We start from the raw sequence: 19,197 nt of genomic DNA, 5'->3' as shown, positions 1-19,197 counted from the left end.
TATGATTATTGCGGTGAGGCCTTCTCGTTGCTGCCGTTTCTGCTGTGTCCGTTCGAATTCCCTGATACAACCGTAAAACTGCATGGAGGGGCGAGCATGTTGCCCCTCCATGTGATCTTGGTGCTCGCTATGGGTATTGCCGTCAAAAGGGTTTACGATCCCATTGGTGACGACGGGACACGCATCCTGGTGGACCGCCTTTGGCCGCGAGGCGTGAGCAAGGAGGCTCTGCAGGGGATTTGGGTCAAGGAGATCGCCCCGAGCACCGAGTTGCGGAAGTGGTTCGACCATCAGCCTCAGAAGTGGCCGGAGTTCAAAAGAAAATATTTCGCCGAGCTGGATGGCCGCCCTGAATCCGTCGATAGGGTTGTCCGATTGGTTCGGAGTGGGAAGGTGACGCTTCTATATGCGAGCAAAAATGAAGAATTCAATCATGCCGTAGCGTTACGTGAGTATTTACAGAATGATGCTCGCACGTGAGGCTCGTTCAAACTTTGGAAAGAATTGAGATGAATTCAGCGGAGGAGATCGTGAACAAGCACGAGGGTATGCAGAAGATCTTGGTATTGTGGAATCAGCCATCAAGGTCTGGCCAGAGATGACGCGCGTTGTTGCGGCCCATTTATCTTGGAAATATGTACATATCTTTGATTTGAGTTTTCTCCCTTCCTCACGCTGATTACATTTTGTAATTGAAGCATTCATTTTGAAAGCATTTCTTTACGCACACTGCGCTTTCGATAACTCAACAAGATGAAATAATGTGTTTTTTCTTATTGTCTTGCTTTGGCACGACATCTGCTTTTCCATAGTGAAATTGGCATTTTCAGTTTCATGATTGGAGGCATTATGGAAGCATACGATATCATCGGCTTGGGGGTAGCGGCGTGCATTTTCGTGTATCTGCTCATCGCCCTGTTTCGACCCGAGAAATTTTAGCGCTCGGGAGGCGCATACTATGACATCGACAGATTTCATCCAACTCGGGCTTTTCCTGGGCATCCTGGCTCTGTGCTGCCCGCCCCTCGGGCATTTCATCTACGCTGTTCTGGAGGGGCGCAGGACGATCCTGCATCCCGCTTTTGAACGTCTCGAAAAGGGGATGTATTCATTGGCCGGGATCAACCCGGAACTGAACCATACGTGGCAGCGCTATGCCGCCTGCCTGGCCGGCTTCACCGCGGCCGGATTCGCGCTCACGTTCGGGGTCCTCATGTTTCAGGATGTCCTGCCCCTCAACCCGCGGGGGTTGCCGTCCCTGTCCTGGGATCTGGCCTTCAACACGGCGGTCAGCTTCGTGACCAACACCAACTGGCAGGCCTACGGCGGAGAGACGACCATGAGCGTCTTTTCGCAGATGGTCGGGCTGACCTACCAGAACTTCGTCTCGGCGGCCGTTGGCATGGCCGCCTGCATGGCCGTCATCCGGGGCGTCGCCCGCCGGGAGGCGGCCGGGATCGGCAACTTCTGGGCCGATCTGGTCCGCTCGCTTCTGTACGTGCTGCTGCCGCTGAGCTTCGTGTTCGCGCTCGTGCTCATCGGTCAGGGCGTCGTGCAGACGTTCTCGGCCGTGCGCGACGTCTCGACGCTCGAGGGCGGCGTGCAGTCCCTCCCGCTGGGGCCCGTGGCCTCGCAGGTCGCGATCAAGATGCTCGGGGTCAACGGGGGCGGGTTCTTCAACGCCAACGCCGCGCACCCTTTCGAAAACCCCACCGCGGTATCGAATTTCCTGCAGATGCTGAGCGTCTTCCTCATTCCGGGGGCCCTGGTCTTCACGCTCGGAAAGGCCTTGGGCCGTCCGCGGCACGCCTGGACCATCTGGCTGGTCATGGCCGCGCTCTTCGCCGCATCCGTCGTCTGGACCGGGCATTTCGAGAGCCTGGGCACCCCGACGCTGCGTTCCCTGGCCGGGCAGGACGTCCCCAACATGGAAGGGAAAGAGGTACGGTTCGGGGCCTTCACCTCGGCCATGTTCGCCGCCGTGACCACGGACGCGTCCTGCGGGGCCGTCAACTCCATGCACGACAGCTTCACCCCCCTCGGGGGGCTGGCGACGATGGTCAACATGCTGCTGGGCGAGGTCGTCTTCGGAGGGGTGGGTTCGGGTCTGTACGGCATGATCCTCTTCATTCTGCTCACAGTCTTCCTGGCCGGGCTCATGATCGGGCGGACGCCCGACTATCTAGGCAAGAGGGTCGAGGGCCGGGAGATCACCTGGGCCGTGACCGCGCTGCTCATGTCGGCCTTGCCCCTGCTGGGCTTCGCGGCGCTGGCCGCCGTGCAGTGGGGGCCGGCATCCCTCTCGAACGCGGGGGCTCACGGGTTCTCGGAACTTCTCTACGCCTATACGTCTGCGGCGCAGAACAACGGCAGCGCCTTCGCGGGGCTCGCGGCCAATACCCCGACCTTTAACGTCTCCCTGGCCCTGGCGATGATTCTCGGACGTTTCGGGGTCATGATCCCCATGCTCATCGTGGCCGGCTCCCTGGCCTCCCGGAGAACCCGACCGGTCACGGACGCCTCGTTCCCCGTCGAGGGTCCGACGTTCGCGGTGCTGCTCATGGCCGTCATCGTCGTCGTCGGGGCCCTGACCTATCTGCCGGCCCTGTCCCTGGGACCGGTGGTCGAACACCTGCACATGCTGGAAGGCCGGCTCTTCTGAGCCGGCCCGGAGATATGACATGAAAAGAAAACGCATCGCCGTTCACGATTCGTCCATTGTACGCAAGGCGCTGCTGGGGGCTTTGGCCAAGCTCGATCCCCGCACCCTGGCGAAAAACCCGGTCATGTTCGTCGTCGGCGTCGGCAGCCTCCTGACCACTGCCTCCTTCCTGACGGATCTGTCCCTGCACGGCCTGGCCCGGGCGTCCTTCGAAGGGCAGATCAGCCTGTGGCTGTGGGCCACGGTCCTCTTCGCGAACTTCGCCGAGGCCCTGGCCGAAGGGCGGGGAAAGGCCCAGGCGGACAGCCTGCGCAGCGCCCGTCGGGACACCCTGGCCGCGCGCCTGCGCAGCGACGGCGTCATCGAGCAGATACCCGCGTCGACCCTGCGCCCCGGCGACAGCGTCGTGGTCGAAGCCGGCCAGATGATCCCGGCCGACGGCACGGTCACCGAGGGCGCGGCCGCCGTGGACGAGTCCGCCGTCACCGGCGAGTCGGCGCCCGTCGTGCGCGAGTCGGGCGGCGACCGGAGCGCGGTCACGGGCGGGACGACCGTGCTGTCCGACCGCCTGGTCATCCGCGTGACCCAGGAACCCGGCAAGTCCTTCCTGGACCGCATGATCGCTCTCGTCGAGGGAGCCGAGCGCCAGAAGACGCCCAACGAGATCGCCCTGAACATCTTATTGGCCGGCCTGACCCTCATCTTCCTTCTGGCCGTCGTGACCCTCAAGCCGTTCGCCCTGTACCAGGGGGTGTCCGTGGAGATGCCGGTTCTCGTGGCCCTGCTGGTCTGCCTCATCCCCACGACCATCGGGGGGCTGCTGGCGGCCATCGGCATCGCGGGCATGGACCGGCTGCTCCGGCGCAACGTCCTGGCCATGTCCGGCCGGGCCGTCGAAGCGGCCGGGGACGTCGACGTCCTGCTGCTGGACAAGACCGGCACCATCACCCTGGGCAACCGCATGGCGACCCGGCTCGCGCCCGTCGGGGGCGTCGACATGCAGGAACTCGCCGGCATGGCGCTTCTGGCCTCCGCGGGCGACGAGACGCCCGAGGGGCGGTCCATCGTCGAACTCGTCAAACGGCAGGGAATCAGGGCCGAAGCTCCGGAACATGCGCAGTCGGTCGCCTTCACGGCCGAGACGCGCATGAGCGGGCTGGACTGGGACGCGGAACAGGTCCGCAAGGGTGCCGCCGACGCGGTGCTGGCCTGGGCCGCGGAGATGGCTCTGCCGGGCGGTTCCGAACGCGCCGAAGAGGCCAGGCGGCTGGCCGACGAGATCGCGGCCGCCGGAGGAACGCCGTTGGTGGTGGCTTCGCGGGCCAGGGGAATCCTCGGCGCGGTCCACCTGAAGGACATCGTCAAGCCGGGCATGCGCGACCGCTTCGAGCGCATCCGGGCCATGGGCATCCGCACGGTCATGATCACGGGCGACAACCGTCTCACGGCCAAGGCCATCGCAGCCGAAGCCGGGGTCGACGATTTCCTGGCCGAGGCCCGGCCGGAGGACAAGCTCCGCCTGATCGTGGAGATGCAGCAGGGCGGCCGCCTGGTGGCCATGTCGGGCGACGGGACCAACGACGCCCCGGCCCTGGCCCAATCGGACGTGGGGCTCGTCATGAACACCGGCACCCAGGCCGCCAGGGAGGCCGGCAACATGATCGACCTGGACTCCGACCCGACCAAGCTGATCGAGATCGTCGAGATCGGCAAAGAGCTCCTCATCACCCGCGGGGCCCTGACCACCTTCAGCGTCGCCAACGACGTGGCCAAGTATTTCGCCATCATCCCGGCCATCTTCGCGGCCTCGCTGCCCCAGCTCGGGGCCCTGGACGTCATGCGTCTGTCCAGCCCGCAGAGCGCCGTCCTCTCGGCCGTCATCTTCAACGCCCTGATCATCGTGGCCCTCATCCCGCTGGCCCTGCGCGGGGTGCGCTACAAGCCCCGCTCCACGGTGGCGGCGCTGCGCTCGAACCTGCTGGTCTACGGCCTGGGCGGCCTCGTCGCGCCCTTTGTCGGCATCAAGCTCATCGACATGCTCATCAGCGCGCTGGGCATGGCCTAGGAGGCAGTTATGTACACGATTATGCGCCAATCCATCGTCCTCACCGCATTGCTCGCCCTTGTCCTGTGTGGGGCGTATCCCGTCGCCGTCACCGCCCTCGGCCGTGCGCTCTTCCCAGAACAGGCCACGGGGTCCCTGCTGACCAGTGGGGACACGATCATCGGCTCGAAGCTCATCGGGCAGCCTTTTTCCGGGCCGCGCTCCTTTCACGGCCGTCCTTCGGCGGCGGGGCAGGGCTACGACGCCATGTCCTCGGGCGGCTCCAACCTCGGCCCGACCAGCGCGGCTCTGGCCGGACGCATGCAGGAGAGGGCGGCCCTCCTGCGCAGGGAGAACCCGGACGCCCCCCTGCCGGTGGATCTGCTGACCGCCTCGGGCAGCGGGCTGGACCCGCACATCAGCCCGGAGGCGGCCCGCTTCCAGGTCGGGCGCGTGGCAGCTGCCCGTGGCCTTTCGCCGCAATCGGTGTCAGAATTGGTCGAACGGCATGTCCGTAAACCCGAACTCGGCCTGTTCGGTTCGGACAGGGTCAATGTGCTCGAACTCAACCTCGCCCTGGACGGGATGCGCCCGTGATGCCCCGGGAGGCGGACATGGATGATTTTTCCGAACTTCTGGCCCGCAAGCGCCAGGGATCCCTGAAGATATACTTCGGCTACGCCGCGGGCGTGGGCAAGACGTTCGCCATGCTGCAGGAGGCGCACCGGCTGCGCCAGGCCGGCTTCGATGTGGTCATCGGGTACGTGGAGCCCCACGGCCGCCCCGAAACCACCGCCCTGATTGAAAGCCTGGAACTGCTCCCGCCCCGGCTGTGCAAAGAGGGGGAGGCCGTCTGGACCGAACTGGATGTCCAGGCCGTCCTGGCGCGGCGGCCGCAGATCGTCCTCGTGGACGAACTGGCGCACACCAACGCGAGCGGCTCCGCGCGAGAAAAGCGCTATCAGGACGTGCTCGAGATTCTCGAGGCCGGGATCAATGTCGTGACCACTCTCAACGTGCAGCATGTGGAGTCCGTCGCCGAGAGGATCGAGACCATGCTCGGGGTCCCGGTCCGGGAGCGGCTGCCGAACGCGGTCCTGAACCGCGCCGACCAGGTGGTCAACGTCGACGTGACCATGGAGGAGCTGCGGGAGCGCCTGCGGCAGGGCAAGATATACCCCCCGGAGCAGGCCGAGCGGGCGCTGACCGCCTTTTTCACCTACCAGAACCTCTCGCTGCTGCGCGAGATGTGCCTGCGCGAGGCTTCCGGGGACCAGGTCCGCAAGATCGCCGAGATGGACCTTCTCTCCCGCCGGGACAGCGGGGATGTCGTCGAGGCGGTCATGGTCGGGGTCAGCTCCGATCCGACGGACGCGGAGATGCTCATTCGCAAGGGCATGCGCATCGCCGGGCAGTTCGGCTCCCCCTGTTTCGTGGTCTACGTGCGCAGGCCCAGCGAGAACCCGACGCGCATCGACGCGGGCCTGCAGAGGGTCCTGCAGAACAACCTCCGCCTGGCCGTGCTGCTGGGGGCGGAAGTGGTCCAGCTCGAAGGGCGCGACATCGCGGAGGTCCTGGTCAACTTCGCCAGCGAGCGCAACATCAGGCACGCAGTGTTCGGGAAATCTCGCCTGTCCCCCCTGCGCGAACGCCTGCGCGGCTCCTTTCTGCTTGATTTTCTCCACGATGCGGTGGGCGTGGACGTGCATATCGTCAACACCACGCCCAGGGAGGCGCCATGATCGTTCTGCCAACCCTGCAGCGCCGCATCCGCGGCGAGTTCCTGAGGATCGTGGTGATCTTCGGCGTTCTCGGGCTCCTGCTCGTCGGGGCCATCTTCGTCGCCGGCCGGGTGCCGACGCTCCTGGTGAGCATGAACTACGACTCCATAGCCTGGGGCAGGGACATGGAGACGGCCATGAACGCGCTGCGCTTTCCGCAGCAGTACCCGGAAAAGGAGGCGGCGCAATGGCGCGGACAGTTCGAGTCGGCGCTGGCCAAGGCGAGAGCCAATGTCACGGAGTCGGGCGAACCCACGGTGCTGGACGCGTTGCAGGCGTCGTGGACGCGCTTTCAGGCCGATATCGACTCGGGCCGTGATGCGGACGACGCCTTCAAGGACTTGCGCATGGCCGTGGCGGAGCTGGTCAAGGTCAACGAGCAGGGCATGCTCGATCGGTTGCGCCGCTCGGCGCTCATCCGCGACGCCACCGTTCTGAGCGCGGCCTGCCTGTTCGTTCTCGGCACGCTCCTGGCGGTATTCATGGCCGACGGCATATCCGGCAAGGTATCCCACCCGCTGCGGCGCGCGGCCGAGGTTTTGAAGGCCAGGCCGAAGCTCGGCACCATCCTGCATCTGCCTGCCCCCCAGACGCTTGAGGTCAGAATCCTGTTCGACGAGCTGGGGCGGCTCTGGAACCGCCTGAGCGAACTGGACGCACTGAACCTGGGCAGCCTCACCGCCGAGAAGAGCAAGCTGGAAGCCATCCTGGAGTCGGCCGAGGACGCCATCCTGGTGCTGGACGAAAGCATGCGTGTCGCGCATCTCAGTGTGCGGATGAGCGCGATCCTCAATGTCGGGGCCGAGGGCGGGAGCCTGAACTGGCGCGATCTGCCCACGGCCGGCCCCAACTACATGGCGCTGCGCGAGCTGCTGAACGCGAACCTGCAGGGCAAGCGGGATATCGTGCTGCATATCGACGGCGAGGAGCGGACATTCTCCGCGCGGCGAAGAGAATTGGTCATGCCTTCCGGGAAGCCCATCGGACAGATATTTCTCCTGTCCGACGTGACCGAGGGGCGACGGCGAGAAGGGTTGCGCTCGGAGATGATGGATTGGATTTCTCACGAACTGAAGACCCCCATGCAGTCGCTGTGCCTGGCGGCGGACCTGCTCGAACGGCGCAAGGGGGAGTTCGATCAGGAGGTGTGCCTGCTGATTGAGACAGTGCACGAGGATGCGGCCCGCCTGCGCATCCTGGCCCACCAGTTCCTCGACATTGCGCGGATGGCCCCCGGGGCCCTGCGTCTGAACCTGCAGCCGGTCAATCCGGGGCTCATGCTCGAACGCTGGCTGCGACCGTTCGAACTGCTCGCGCGGGAACGGGGGATCGCCCTCACGGTGCATTCCACCCGCGACGTTCCGGACGTGCCCCTGGACGCCGATCGCTTCGCCTGGGTGGTTTCCAACCTCGTCTCCAATGCCGTCCAGGCTTCGACGAGCGGCGACGAGGTGTCCGTCCGGCTTGAACTTCACGGCGGGGCGCTGCGCCTGGACGTGGAGGACCAGGGGGCCGGGCTTCCGCCAGCCGTTCAGGCGCGGCTGTTCGAACCGTTTTCCCACGGCCGGGCGGCCGGGACCAGGGAAGGGCTGGTCGGGTTGGGCCTGGCCATCTCCCGGTCCATCGTCGAGGCGCATGGCGGCGCCATAGGCTATGCGGCGCGGAGCCCGCGGGGTTCCCGCTTCACGGTTTCCATTCCCCTACACCTGGAGGAGAAGGATGCGGACCAGACTTGACGTGCTCATCGTCGACGACGACCCGGCCATCGTTGCCACTCTGGCCGTGGGCCTCAAAACCCTGGGCTGCAACGTGCGGACCGCCACAGGTGTCAAGGAGGCGCTGGCTGCTCTGGACGGACATCCCGCTGATCTGGTTCTGACGGATATGCGCATGGAGGGTGAGTCGGGCATCGACCTGATCCGGGAGGTGCGCGCCAGGCATCCGCACGCCCTGTGCGTGGTCATGACGGCCTTCGCCTCGTTCGACAACGCCGTCAGCTCCATCAAGGCCGGAGCCTTCGACTACCTCCCCAAACCGTTCTCCATGGAACAGCTCGAACATCTCCTGGCCAAGGTCGCGACCATCGTCGACCTGCGCAGGGAGAACGAGAGGCTGCGCGCGGGGCTGGTAGAAGGGGACTGGTTCGAAGGCCTGAGCGCCCCGTCGGCGCTCGCGTTGCAGCCCCTCATCGAGCGCATCGCCCCCACGGAGGCCACGGTCCTGCTGACCGGGGAGACCGGCACGGGCAAGACCGCGCTGGCCCGGTCCATCCATCGCCGGTCCGCACGGGCCGGCCGGCCGTTCGTCGAAGTCGTGTGCACCGCCCTGGCCGAGTCGCTCTTCGAGTCCGAGGTCTTCGGCCATGTTCGGGGGGCATTCACCGGCGCCGTGCGCGACCATGTCGGCAAATTCGAGGCCGCCCACGGGGGCACGCTCTTTTTGGACGAGATTGGCGAGCTGTCGGCCGTGGCCCAATCCAAGCTCCTGCGCTTCCTGGAGGACCGGGTCATCGAACGCGTCGGCGACAACACGCCCCTGCGGCTCGACGTCCGGATCATCGCCGCCACCAACCGGGATCTGATTCAGATGTGCCGGGACGGAAGTTTCCGGGAGGACCTGTATTACCGGCTGAACGTCTTCGAATGCAGAATCCCGCCTCTGCGGGAACGGCCCGAGGACGTGCCGGGCCTTGCGGTCAGGTTCTTCCGCGCCGCGACATTGCGGCTCGGCGAGGCCAGTCCCGTGGTCGAGATGCCGGCGGCCTTTCTGCACGCCCTGCAGACCCATTCCTGGCCGGGGAACGTGCGGGAACTGCGCAATGTCATGGAACGCGCGGCCTTGCTGGCGCTGGGCAGGGCGCCGACGGTTTCGGACCTGCCTTCATCGCTGCAGTCATCCGGCATCACGAAGGATTCTTCGATGGATGAAGGGCGCATCCCGACTCTCAGAGAAATGGAGGAAGAGCATATACGCCGCGTTCTCGCCGTGGAACCCAACCAGGCGCGTGCCGCGGAAATCCTGGGGATTACGACCGTCACGCTGTGGAGGAAGCGTAAGGAGTACAAAGTTGGTTGATAGCCGGTGTCATAATGGGGCTGCGCTGGATTTTAACGGTCTGATATCAGGCGTGGCAGAACTCCATGTCGAACACGTGGCGGATGCCTTTGTATCTCAAGTGGAGAAGTAAACTGCCTTGCACAATATTTATAGAGTCGTTGAAAAAGTCATCTTCCCCTTGGAAAAGGAAATGTTCTTGCTTTTGATGCATGGCACAAGGCAGGTTCATAGCCGTCAGCCTTCCAGTTCCGGCCAGAGATAGAGGGCGTTGTCGCGGTCCATGGAGGCCAGGAAGACGGCCAGGCGCTCCTCGTCGCCGAGGATGCATTCATGGAAGCGGACGAATTTTCCAGTCTTCGACTTGACCCCGAAATCACCCACCCGCATCTCCACCTGTTCCAGGCGCACATGGCGTTGCGGCGCGAGGAGGATATCGCGGATTTCCTGCAGGCATTTCCCCGGATCCGGTTTGGCCGAAAGTGTCGAAAGTTTTTTCAGCAGGCCCTCCATCTCCCTGGTCCCCTGTGAAACCTTGGCTTGCAGGGGCGCGGGCGCGGCAAAGGGCCTGCTTTCCCGCAGCGCGTAATCCAGCGTTTTCATCTGCGCCTTGAGCATTTCTTCGGAGTGGTGGATTTCGGTCCGCACTCTCTCGTCCCGCCGCAGGCGTTCTGGCGCCAGGTCGGCCAGGAAGAGGACCATGTTCTCCGTCAGCAGATCCCGCAGTTCCTCCAGTGACGGGGCGGCCGCGGAGAAATGGTGGTCCCTGAATTCCACCGCGTCCTGCATGACATCCCGCCGGACCATTTCCCCCTCGATTTCCGTGCCGAAGATGACGTATTCCCTGCGGTGCATGGTCAGGAGAAAGACGCATTGGCGTACATGGGGATCGGCAAAAACCTGCCTTATTTTGGACGCACTGCGCAAGGCGTCCACGGCATCCTGGCGGGAGTCGAAGAGAATGGGGCCAAGGGCGCTGCCGGTTCCCTTGGCGCGGTCCAGGGCAAAGGGCTCGCCCAGTTCGTCGATCATGGCGCGGACGTGGGTGCAGGCCGCCTGCACCGCCTCGGCGAGCGCGTCGGCGCATTTCGCATCCGACATGTCGAGGGCGTTGTCGGCGGCGATACGGTTGGCGATGCGCGTCACGATGGGGTCCTTGTCCTGCGCGCTGTTGCGGAAAAAAAATTTCATGGCGACCTCCTTGCCGTGAGTTGTTGCCGCCACCATGCGCCGACGACGTGTACCAAAAGCCTTGCCCCCGCCCGGTCGCGGTTCGGCAGGGTTACCGCATAGCAGGTATGGGGCCGAAGGGGAATCGGAGGCGGAACATGCGCGGGATTTTTGAGGTGGCAACTCCTGCGGCGTGGGGTGCCCGATCGCCGTGGACGGAACCGGCGATGGCCGGGGCGGTTTTGGCGCACGGGAGAAGAACGCTCCGGCGCATGATGGCGCAGGGGGAGAGATTTTTCAGCCCGCTCCGGGGCACGACGCCCGCAGGTTCGCCAGGGCCAGCAGGGCGATCCGGGTCGCGTTTTCCACGGCGTCCAGATAGTCATGGTCGAAGGTTTGCGTCCGGCGGTTGGCGAGAGCCGGGCAGATGGCCCCGGCACGGTGGCCGAGGGCGCCGAGGAAGTGGCACAGGAAACTTGTCTCCATTTCCATGTTTTCCATGCGCTGGCCGCCGAGGCGCGGGTCGAAGTCCGAGAAGAGGCGGTCCAGTTCCGGCACGCTGGGACGCAGGCGGGACACGTCGCGTCCCTGCGGGGCGAAGAAGCCGCTGTTGGAAACTGTCAGGCCTCGCCGGGCGGGCAGTCCGAGGCTTGTGGCGGCCTGCGCCAGGGCTTCGCATACGGCCGGTTCGGCGCGGGAGACGTAGGGCCGGACGTGGCCGCGGAAGCGCGAGCCTTCGGGCATGGCTTCCCGTACGGCCGCGGTCAGCTCCCGCTCCAGCCGCGCGCATGTATCGTCGGGGCAGGGCGCCTCGTAGAACAGCCCGGTGTTGTCCATGCCCACGGCGTATGACGTGACGATGGGCGTGCCGAGTTTGGTCGAGGCCTGCAATGCGCCGGACGTGCCCACGCGGATGACGTTCAGGGTCGGGAAGCTGTCCTTGCGCCTGCGCGTGGCGAAATCGATTTCGTGCAGTGCGACCAGTTCGTTCAGCACGATCTCCAGGGACGGCGTGCCCATGCCCGACGTGGCCACCGTGGTCCGCAGGGGAGAGATGACGGTCGTCCGGGCGCCCGTGATCTCCGCCGTTCCCGTCACCGTGATCAGGCCGCGATGCTCCCGGGCGATCTCCACCTCGCGCAGCAGGTACGACCCGATGAACTCCGCCCGGCCGGGATCCCCGACCAGCAGGATGTCCGGGGCGAGCTGCTCCGGCTTCAGCTGCAGATGGTAGATGCACCCGTCGGCGTCGATGGGCAGGTCCGCTTCCGAAAAGGGGCCGGTCGGGCGAAGTGAGGTCGGACCGGGCTCAGGCGTTTCATTCGTCATCGCGTAGTGTTCCTTCAAAGGGATAAAGGGGCGGACGAGCCGCGTCCGAGCGCAACTTCCTGGCAAAGCGTTCGTATGCACAGTGCGCGACGCCGGTACGTTGCCTGACCGGTCGCGTGCCCACATAGCTTTTCCGGACTCGCTTCTGCAAGGCTCGTCCATCGCCCTCCGGAACGAGCGGGGGGCGACAGGCCCCTTCGTCGTTGGCTCTCGCCGGACTCGAGGTCGGCAAGGCGCTCGTGAGGTTCCGGAAAACGAAAACCCCCCAGCCGCTTTCGCGGGAAGGGGGTTTCAGGGGGTGGGAGCGGCCAGCTCCCTTGAATTCGTGGTGCGCCCGGCATGATTCGAACATGCGACCTACTGATTCGTAGTCAGGCACTCTATCCAACTGAGCTACGGGCGCATCGGGAGATCGCTTACTAGGCGCGGTCGTGTCCGAGGTCAAGTGTTTTTTCGAACATCCTGAAAGGATTGAGAATCACAGCTGTTACCGACAGGTATGCAGTTTTTTGCTTGACGTGTAATTAACTTATGTTAATCATGCAGGCACGGAGCACGCATGAAATTCGACGAATTCTTCCAGAGAGTGGTCAGGGCCACCGGCATCGGGACGCAGAAGGAACTGGCGGCCCTGTTGGGTATCGACCCTGCGGCCATCACCCTGGCCAAGTCGCGGGGAGTGCCCAAGTCCTGGGGCCTGAGCCTGGCCGCGAAGTTCGGCCTCAACCCCGAGTGGCTCCGTTCGGGCGCCGGGCCCGTGCACCAGCACGAGCAGGGGCGGACGGTGTTCGTGCCCAAGGTCGCAGCCAGGGCCTGCGCCGGCGGCGGATCCCTGGAGCTCGGCGACGCCGTGGTGGACGAACTGCCCTTCGAACGCTCCTGGCTGGCGCGCAAGGGCAACCCGGCCCGGATGGTGGCCATGGACGTCGTCGGCGACAGCATGTCCCCGGAAATCGAACCCGGCGACACCATCCTCATCGACCAGAGCCAGTCCCACGTTGCCGACAACCGCCTCTACGTCATCGGGCTGGGCGAAACCATCCAGGTCAAGCGGGTCCAGGTCCGGCCGGGTCTCGTCATCCTTTTCAGCACCAACCAGCGCTATTCCCCCGTCACCCTGCAGGGCGACGAGATGGACACCTTGCGGGTCATCGGGCGCGTGCTGTGGTGCGGCCGGGACTACGCGTAGTTTTTTTTGTCATCACGATTAACAAAAGTTAATTCACGAATTCAAGGAGGTATCCCATGCAACAGCGTTATTGTGAATGCGGGCATCCGATCCTGGTGGCGTACGTGATCACGAAGCGGGGCATCCTGCACGTCTACAGCGTCAACGCCCGGTTCGGCTCACCCATGCGCTGTCCGTGCTGCGGGCGGCATGTGGACATCAACGAACTGCGTTAGACCGGCAGGCCACAGCCATGCAGCCCACGTGTCGGCGGCTGCGGTCCGGCGCACCCCTTGATTGGCTTTCCCGAGAAGTTCATCCCGCGGCCGGCCTGAATCGACGTTATGCAACAGGGTTGCGCTCCCCTTGACTGGATGCAAGTCTGTTGCATAAACATCGTTGCAAAATCATGGGGGAAATATGAAAAATTGTATCTGGCTGCTGACATTTGCCTTTGTCCTGTGCGCGGGAGCGGCCCTGGCCGCGCCGTCGGTCTTCGTGACCGTCGCGCCGCAGAAGTATTTCGTGGACAAGGTCAGCGGCGGCAAGGCGTCCGTTTCGGTCATGGTCGCGCCCGGCGCCAACCCCCATGCCTACGAGCCGCGCCCCAGGCAGATGGCCGCCCTTGCCGGCGCGTCCGTCTACTTCACCATCGGGGACGCCTTCGACCAGACCTGGCTGGGGCGCATTGTCGGGGCGAGTCCGGGGATCGCCGTCGTGCACACGGCCGATGGCATCGAGAAGATCCCCATGACCGCCCATCATCACGACGAAGACGAGGGGCACGCCCATGGCGGACACGGTGCGCATGATGACGATGCCGAGAAGCCCGGCCGCACAGGTGCTGACGATGCGGACGGGCACGGCACCCTCGACCCGCACATCTGGCTGGACCCGGCCCTGGTCAAGATCCAGGTCGGCCACATCCGCGACGGGCTGTCCAAGGCCGACCCGGCCGGCGCGCAGGAGTACGCCGCCAACGCCGAGGCATTCATGCTGGAACTCGACCGTCTGGACGCCGAAATCCGAACGACGCTGTCCGTCCTCCCCCCGGACCGCCGCGCGTTCCTCGTCTTCCACCCCTCCTGGGGCTATTTCGCCAAGGCCTACGGGCTTGAGCAGATGCCCATCGAAGTGGAGGGCAAGGAGCCGAGTCCCAAGGATCTGGGGCGCATCATCGCCATGGGCAGGGAGACGGGTGCGAAGGTCGTCTTCGTCCAGCCGCAGTTTTCGGAGAGGAGCGCGGCCGTCATCGCCCAGCAGATCGGCGCCACTGTCGTGCGTCTGGACCCCCTGGCCGAAGATTGGTCCGAGAACCTGCATCGCGCCGCCCGCGCCTTTGTCGACGCACTGAAATAGCCTGCCCTGCCCCCACGACGAGGGCTTCGGCCCTCGTCGTCTTCCTGTCAGCCTCCTGCCCTGAATCCGCTCCCCGGTTGCGCTGAACAGCGCTCCCGAGTCTCCACCCGTCTTGTGTATTCGTGCCGCGTGGAAATTTCCGCGGCAATGTTTCGTGAAACAATCCGCTCTGATCGCTCAAAGTCATGTATTCTTAATACGTTTCGCACGACTGTATGACGTTGGCAAAAAACGTATCACTGCAAGGCTCGTGTAAGACATTTTTTGACATTACGCGTGCCCGCTTCTTCACGTATATTGTCTGCAAAACGCCAATCCTAAATTTTTTGCAAAAGCAAGATGGAGCCTTGTTCAAATATCTCCACGCGTCGGGTAAATCTTCAGCTGGGATGTTGGCAGGTTAGGGCGGTCCCCAGGATTGCCCCGGAATTTCGTTCTCCACAGGTCGTTCGCATGCGGTGAGGTATCATGGTTCGAAAAGGTGTCGGGACACGGCTGAGGTTGTTTCGCCAGCTGCGCGGCCTGACTCAGGAGGGCCTGTCCGAGGCCATCGGCGTTTCGAAGCAGCATCTCGGTCAGATCGAACGCGGGGAATGCAAGCCGTCGCTGGATTTTCTGACCAAGGCGGCCACAGCCCTGAACACCCCCGTGGCCAATTTCTTTCTCGGCCATGGTCAAGCCCCTGGTGAAATCGACCCCAAGTCAAACCCCGCCGGCGCATGGCAATTCCAGCCCCTCACCGGGTGCGGGCTGTGGACCGTCGATATCCGCACCGGGCGGCACACATGGTCCAGATCCTTTTGCCGGATGCTCGGCCACTCATCGGTCCGCCTCCCGTCCCTTGAGTACTTTTCCCGGCATGTGAGCGACGCCGGGGCGAACGCCTTCCGCGACTTTTTTCAGCGCGTGCTCGACCGCGACCCGCCGGAACCCATGGTGGTCGAGGTGGAGCGCAAGGAGGGTGTGCGCAGGGATATGCAGGTTCAGGCCGAAATCCTGAATTCCAATGGAGGCGACACGGCGTGCATCGTCTTCTGGGACATTACGGATTGGATCGAGGCCCAGCGCCTGTTTCATTGCACCCAGTTGGACCTGAGCGAAACCATCCGGGAAAGGACCGCCGCCCTTTCGATGGCCGTGGCCGAAGCGAACAGGGAATTGGCGCTGCGTCATGAAGCGGAGAGGTCTGCCCAGCGGGCTCATGAGGACCTGCAACGCCTGATCCGGACCATCCCGGCCATCGTCTACTCCAGAAACCTGAGCGGGACGGGGGGCCACTACTGCTCGCCCCAGATCAGGCATGTTCTGGGGCTCCCGCCTGGCGAAGCCGAGAGCGGCTTCTGGAGCGACCGCATTCACCCTGACGATGTCGGCTTATACAGGGAATCGTTGGAGAAGCGGGCCCGGTCCGGGGTGCACGACGTCGAATACCGCGTGCTCGACGGGTCCGGCAGCTACAAATGGCTGCACGACAGGGGTGTGGTGGTCGCCGAGAACGGCGGGCTGGTGATGCATGGCGTGGCCACGGACGTCACGCAGCAGAAGGAGGAGGTCGCGGCTCGCAAGGCCATGGAGCGAAAGAGCCAGCAGCTCGACACGATGCTGCGGCTCATCTGCGACAACGTGCCGGACATGATCTGGGCCAAGGATCTGGATAAGAAGTATATTTTCGCCAACAAGGCCATCTGCGAGAAGCTGCTGGGGGCCTCGGACACGGCGGAGCCCGTGGGCAGGACGGACCTTTTTTTTGCCGAACGCGAACGGGCCCGGCATCCCGAGAATCCGGACTGGCACAGCTTCGGGGAAATCTGCCGCGATACGGACCAGATGACCATGGACTGCGGGACGGAAAGGCAGTTCGACGAGTACGGCAACGTCATGGGCAAGTTCCTGTTTCTGGACGTGCGCAAGGCGCCGCTGGTCGACGATGCGGGCGTCATGATCGGGACCGTCGGATCGGCCCGGGACGTGACCGTGCAGAAGCGCATGGAGCGGGAACTCGAAGCCGGGAACACCGCCCTGCGGGCCATCCTCGACAGCGTCCCTGCGGAGATCTGCGTCATTGACGAGGCGACGCAGGCGATCCTCTTCGTGAACGCATCCCTGCGCGAGAGCCTCGGACCCGATGCCCCGGACCAGTTTTGCTTCGGCGCATCGGGCACCTCCGGTTTCAAGACGGCTGCACCAGCCTGCCCGCATCCCGACGGAGTGACGACCTGGGAGGAACTCGATCCCGTGAGCGGAACATGGCGGCTGTATTTCGACCGCCATGTCTCCTGGCTCGACGGCCGCCCTGCCAGGGTCAGGATCGCCATGGACATCACCGAGCGCAAACGCAGCGAGAGCCTGCTGGCCAAGGCGGCGGAAGAGCAGGGCATCCTCCTCAACCATATCCAGACGCAGGTCTGGTACCTGAAGGACGAACAGACCTACGGGGCCGTGAACGAGGCCCATGCGGCCTTCAACGGTCGCAGCATCGAAGAGATGGCGTTCAGGAATTTGGGCGACATCTACCCGGAGGATGTCACCCAGGTCTGCCGGCAGGGCAACAGCGAGGTCTTCGTCACGGGGCGTCCGATACGCACCGATGAGTGGGTGCCGCATTTTTCCGGCGAACGCCGGCTGCTGTCCATCCTCAAATCTCCCAAGCTCGGGCCCGACGGAGAGGTCGAGTACGTGGTCTGTTCGGGCGAGGACATCACGGAGCGTCGGCGCTTCGAAGAGGCCCTGCAGAAGGCCAAAGAGCAGGCCGAAAACGCCAACAGGGCCAAGTCGGCCTTCCTGGCCAGCATGAGCCACGAGATCCGCACGCCCATCAACGGAGTGATGGGCATGCTCCAGCTGCTGCAGTCCTCGGATCTGGGCGCGGACCAGGCATCCTTCGTGAACATGGCCGTACGATCCTGCGACCGTTTAGTCCGCCTGTTGACGGACATCATGGATTTTTCGCGCATTGAAGCCGGGAAACTCGACATCGTGGCCGCGCCCATGAGCCTTGGGGACATCTTCGGCCAGGTCCGGGAACTGTTCGCGCCGCTGGTCGCCGGCAGCGGGGTCGAACTCTGTTTCGACCTGGACCCGGCCTTGCCTGGGCGGATGGACGGCGATGCGGTCCGGCTGCAGCAGATTCTCATCAATCTCGTGGACAACGCGTGCAAGTTCACGACCTCCGGTCGGATCAGCGTCGAGGCCTGGGCCCTGCCGGCGCTGAGTCCCGGGTCGGCGCGCGTGTACTTTTCCGTCACGGACAACGGCGTAGGCATCCCTGATGAAGAGCTCAAGTCGCTCTTCGACCCGTTCACCCAGTTCGGGGAAGGCTGCGTCCGCGGTCGGAAGGGGGCCGGGCTTGGCCTGTCCATCTGCAAACGGCTTGTGGACCTCATGGGCGGGAACATGTCCGTGAGCAGCGAGGCCGGGCGCGGCACGACCTTCGCGTTCACCCTGAGTTTCGCCGGAGACTGCCGGGCAGTGGCCGACAAGGAGTCCCGGGTCGCCGGGAGCGCAGCATCCCTGCGGGGCACGCGCGTCCTGCTGGTCGAGGACGATGCCGTCAGCGCCTTGGCCGGAGTTGCCCTTCTGGGCAGACAGGGGGCCGAGGTGACCCACGTCAGGAGCGGCCAGGAAGCCTTGTCCGCCCTGCACGGCGAGTCTTTTGACCTCGTGGTCATGGACGTGCAGATGAACGGGATGGACGGCGTCGAAACCACCCGCTGCATCCGGGACGGCCACGCCGGAGAGGCGGTCCGGAACATCCCCGTCATCGCCCTGACCGCCTGCGCCATGGCCGGTGACAGGGAACGGATGCTGGCCGCGGGCATGAACGGCTACGTGGCCAAGCCCATGGACATCAGGGAAGTGCTGCGCGTCGCCCTCGAAGCCATGCACCCTTGAAATCGCTTTCGGCCGTCCCTTGGCTCATGTTGCCGGGACAGCCGAATGCCTGGCTGCCGTAGCGCCCGTGCGAAGCAGCCAAAACGCCGCGCATGTCTTCGAGCAGCTTGCGGCGGCGCAGTCTCGGGCGTCCCGCGTCAACCCTTCGAATGATTGAAGATATCCGCCGCGGCATGGCCCTCCACGTTGCAGACGCCCGCGAAACGTGCTATCCGCATCTGCAAACAGTCCCGTTCGAGCCGGTTTGACCCGTGGCAGGTCCGGCTTTGCAGGCCGGTATTTCCGGGTCGCAACATCTTTACGAACTTCAACACCAGGAGCGTATCATGGGAGACAAGGGCGGAAAGAAGGACAAGGATAAAATGCAGAAGCAGAAGGCGGCAAAGGACAGTAAAAAAGTTCAAGTAAAAAGTGAGAAACAGGTCAAGAAAGTGTAGTTTCCGGTTTGTTCTCGCGTGATGGTTCCGAACCCGCGCGCAGGACGCAACGCACACCATGAAGGAGAGCCCGGCTCTCCTTCATGCGTTTATGGCAATTTATCCAGCGCAGTGATGTGCAGTCGGCTGGCGGCCTTTGTCGGTGAGTCTGTATGTCGCCCGCGAGTATCGCGACTCCTAGATCAGCAGCAGTTTGATCCAACTGTTGATGCCCTCAAGCGAGAAGTACCGCGTCCCCTCGACTTCAAAGACGGGAATAAAAATACAAGTTGTCTTGTAGACGCGACAAAAATCGGCTTCAT

General features: G+C 64.0%; 14 protein-coding genes and 1 tRNA gene. 12 read left to right on the top strand and 3 right to left on the bottom strand.

The features are described 5' to 3' along the window. Positions 1–96: 96 nt before the first annotated feature. From ACYQ3G_RS11355 to ACYQ3G_RS11320, 8 genes are all read left to right on the top strand, one after another. Entirely contained in the window at positions 97–480 is a 384-nt protein-coding gene (locus ACYQ3G_RS11355) for a DUF488 domain-containing protein (RefSeq protein WP_459825931.1), read from the top strand. A gap of 369 nt (positions 481–849) precedes the next feature. Next, the gene (gene kdpF, locus ACYQ3G_RS11350) at positions 850–939 is read left to right on the top strand and encodes a K(+)-transporting ATPase subunit F (RefSeq protein WP_459825930.1); all 90 of its coding nucleotides are present in this window, start codon (positions 850–852) and stop codon (positions 937–939) included. Between the two features lie 19 nt (positions 940–958). Beyond that, positions 959–2,662: a potassium-transporting ATPase subunit KdpA gene (kdpA, locus tag ACYQ3G_RS11345; protein WP_459825929.1), complete on the top strand. Its 1,704-nt coding sequence runs from the start codon at positions 959–961 to the stop codon at positions 2,660–2,662. Positions 2,663–2,681: 19 nt separating this feature from the next. After that, entirely contained in the window at positions 2,682–4,727 is a 2,046-nt protein-coding gene (kdpB, locus tag ACYQ3G_RS11340; protein WP_459825928.1) for a potassium-transporting ATPase subunit KdpB, read from the top strand. Between the two features lie 9 nt (positions 4,728–4,736). Next, positions 4,737–5,303: a potassium-transporting ATPase subunit KdpC gene (gene kdpC, locus ACYQ3G_RS11335; RefSeq protein ID WP_459825927.1), complete on the top strand. Its 567-nt coding sequence runs from the start codon at positions 4,737–4,739 to the stop codon at positions 5,301–5,303. A gap of 17 nt (positions 5,304–5,320) precedes the next feature. Further along, positions 5,321–6,448, top strand: a complete 1,128-nt coding sequence (locus ACYQ3G_RS11330; protein ID WP_459825926.1) for a universal stress protein — start codon at positions 5,321–5,323, stop codon at positions 6,446–6,448. Further along, entirely contained in the window at positions 6,445–8,223 is a 1,779-nt protein-coding gene (locus ACYQ3G_RS11325; protein ID WP_459825925.1) for a sensor histidine kinase, read from the top strand. The genes ACYQ3G_RS11330 and ACYQ3G_RS11325 overlap by 4 nt, the downstream gene beginning before the upstream one ends. Further along, positions 8,207–9,562 carry a sigma-54-dependent transcriptional regulator gene (locus tag ACYQ3G_RS11320; RefSeq protein ID WP_459825923.1) on the top strand — a complete coding sequence of 452 codons (1,356 nt, stop codon included), beginning with the start codon at positions 8,207–8,209 and terminating at the stop codon, positions 9,560–9,562. The genes ACYQ3G_RS11325 and ACYQ3G_RS11320 overlap by 17 nt, the downstream gene beginning before the upstream one ends. A 216-nt stretch (positions 9,563–9,778) precedes the next feature. Here the strand turns inward: ACYQ3G_RS11320 and ACYQ3G_RS11315 are convergent, their stop codons facing one another. The 3 genes from ACYQ3G_RS11315 to ACYQ3G_RS11305 form a co-directional block, all read right to left on the bottom strand. Continuing rightward, on the bottom strand, positions 9,779–10,732 hold the full coding sequence (locus ACYQ3G_RS11315; RefSeq protein ID WP_459825921.1) for a hypothetical protein: 954 nt from the start codon (positions 10,730–10,732) through the stop codon (positions 9,779–9,781). A 276-nt stretch (positions 10,733–11,008) separates the two neighbouring features. Beyond that, positions 11,009–12,040: a nucleoside phosphorylase gene (locus tag ACYQ3G_RS11310; protein ID WP_459825919.1), complete on the bottom strand. Its 1,032-nt coding sequence runs from the start codon at positions 12,038–12,040 to the stop codon at positions 11,009–11,011. Between the two features lie 326 nt (positions 12,041–12,366). Further along, positions 12,367–12,443, bottom strand: a tRNA-Arg gene (locus ACYQ3G_RS11305). 156 nt (positions 12,444–12,599) lie between these two features. Here ACYQ3G_RS11305 and ACYQ3G_RS11300 point away from each other — a divergent pair. From ACYQ3G_RS11300 to ACYQ3G_RS11285, 4 genes are all read left to right on the top strand, one after another. Further along, positions 12,600–13,229 (top strand): LexA family transcriptional regulator, encoded by a 630-nt coding sequence (locus ACYQ3G_RS11300; RefSeq protein ID WP_028577477.1) that lies wholly within the window; start codon positions 12,600–12,602, stop codon positions 13,227–13,229. Positions 13,230–13,285: 56 nt separating this feature from the next. After that, positions 13,286–13,444: a hypothetical protein gene (locus ACYQ3G_RS11295; protein WP_169725552.1), complete on the top strand. Its 159-nt coding sequence runs from the start codon at positions 13,286–13,288 to the stop codon at positions 13,442–13,444. Positions 13,445–13,628: 184 nt separating this feature from the next. Beyond that, positions 13,629–14,567 (top strand): metal ABC transporter solute-binding protein, Zn/Mn family, encoded by a 939-nt coding sequence (locus ACYQ3G_RS11290; RefSeq protein WP_459825916.1) that lies wholly within the window; start codon positions 13,629–13,631, stop codon positions 14,565–14,567. A 468-nt stretch (positions 14,568–15,035) separates the two neighbouring features. Beyond that, entirely contained in the window at positions 15,036–18,458 is a 3,423-nt protein-coding gene (locus tag ACYQ3G_RS11285; protein ID WP_459825914.1) for a PAS domain S-box protein, read from the top strand. Positions 18,459–19,197: the final 739 nt, after the last annotated feature.

The sequence above is a fragment of the Desulfomicrobium salsuginis genome (assembly GCF_054657795.1).
This window is presented reverse-complemented; position numbering and strand designations above follow the sequence as displayed.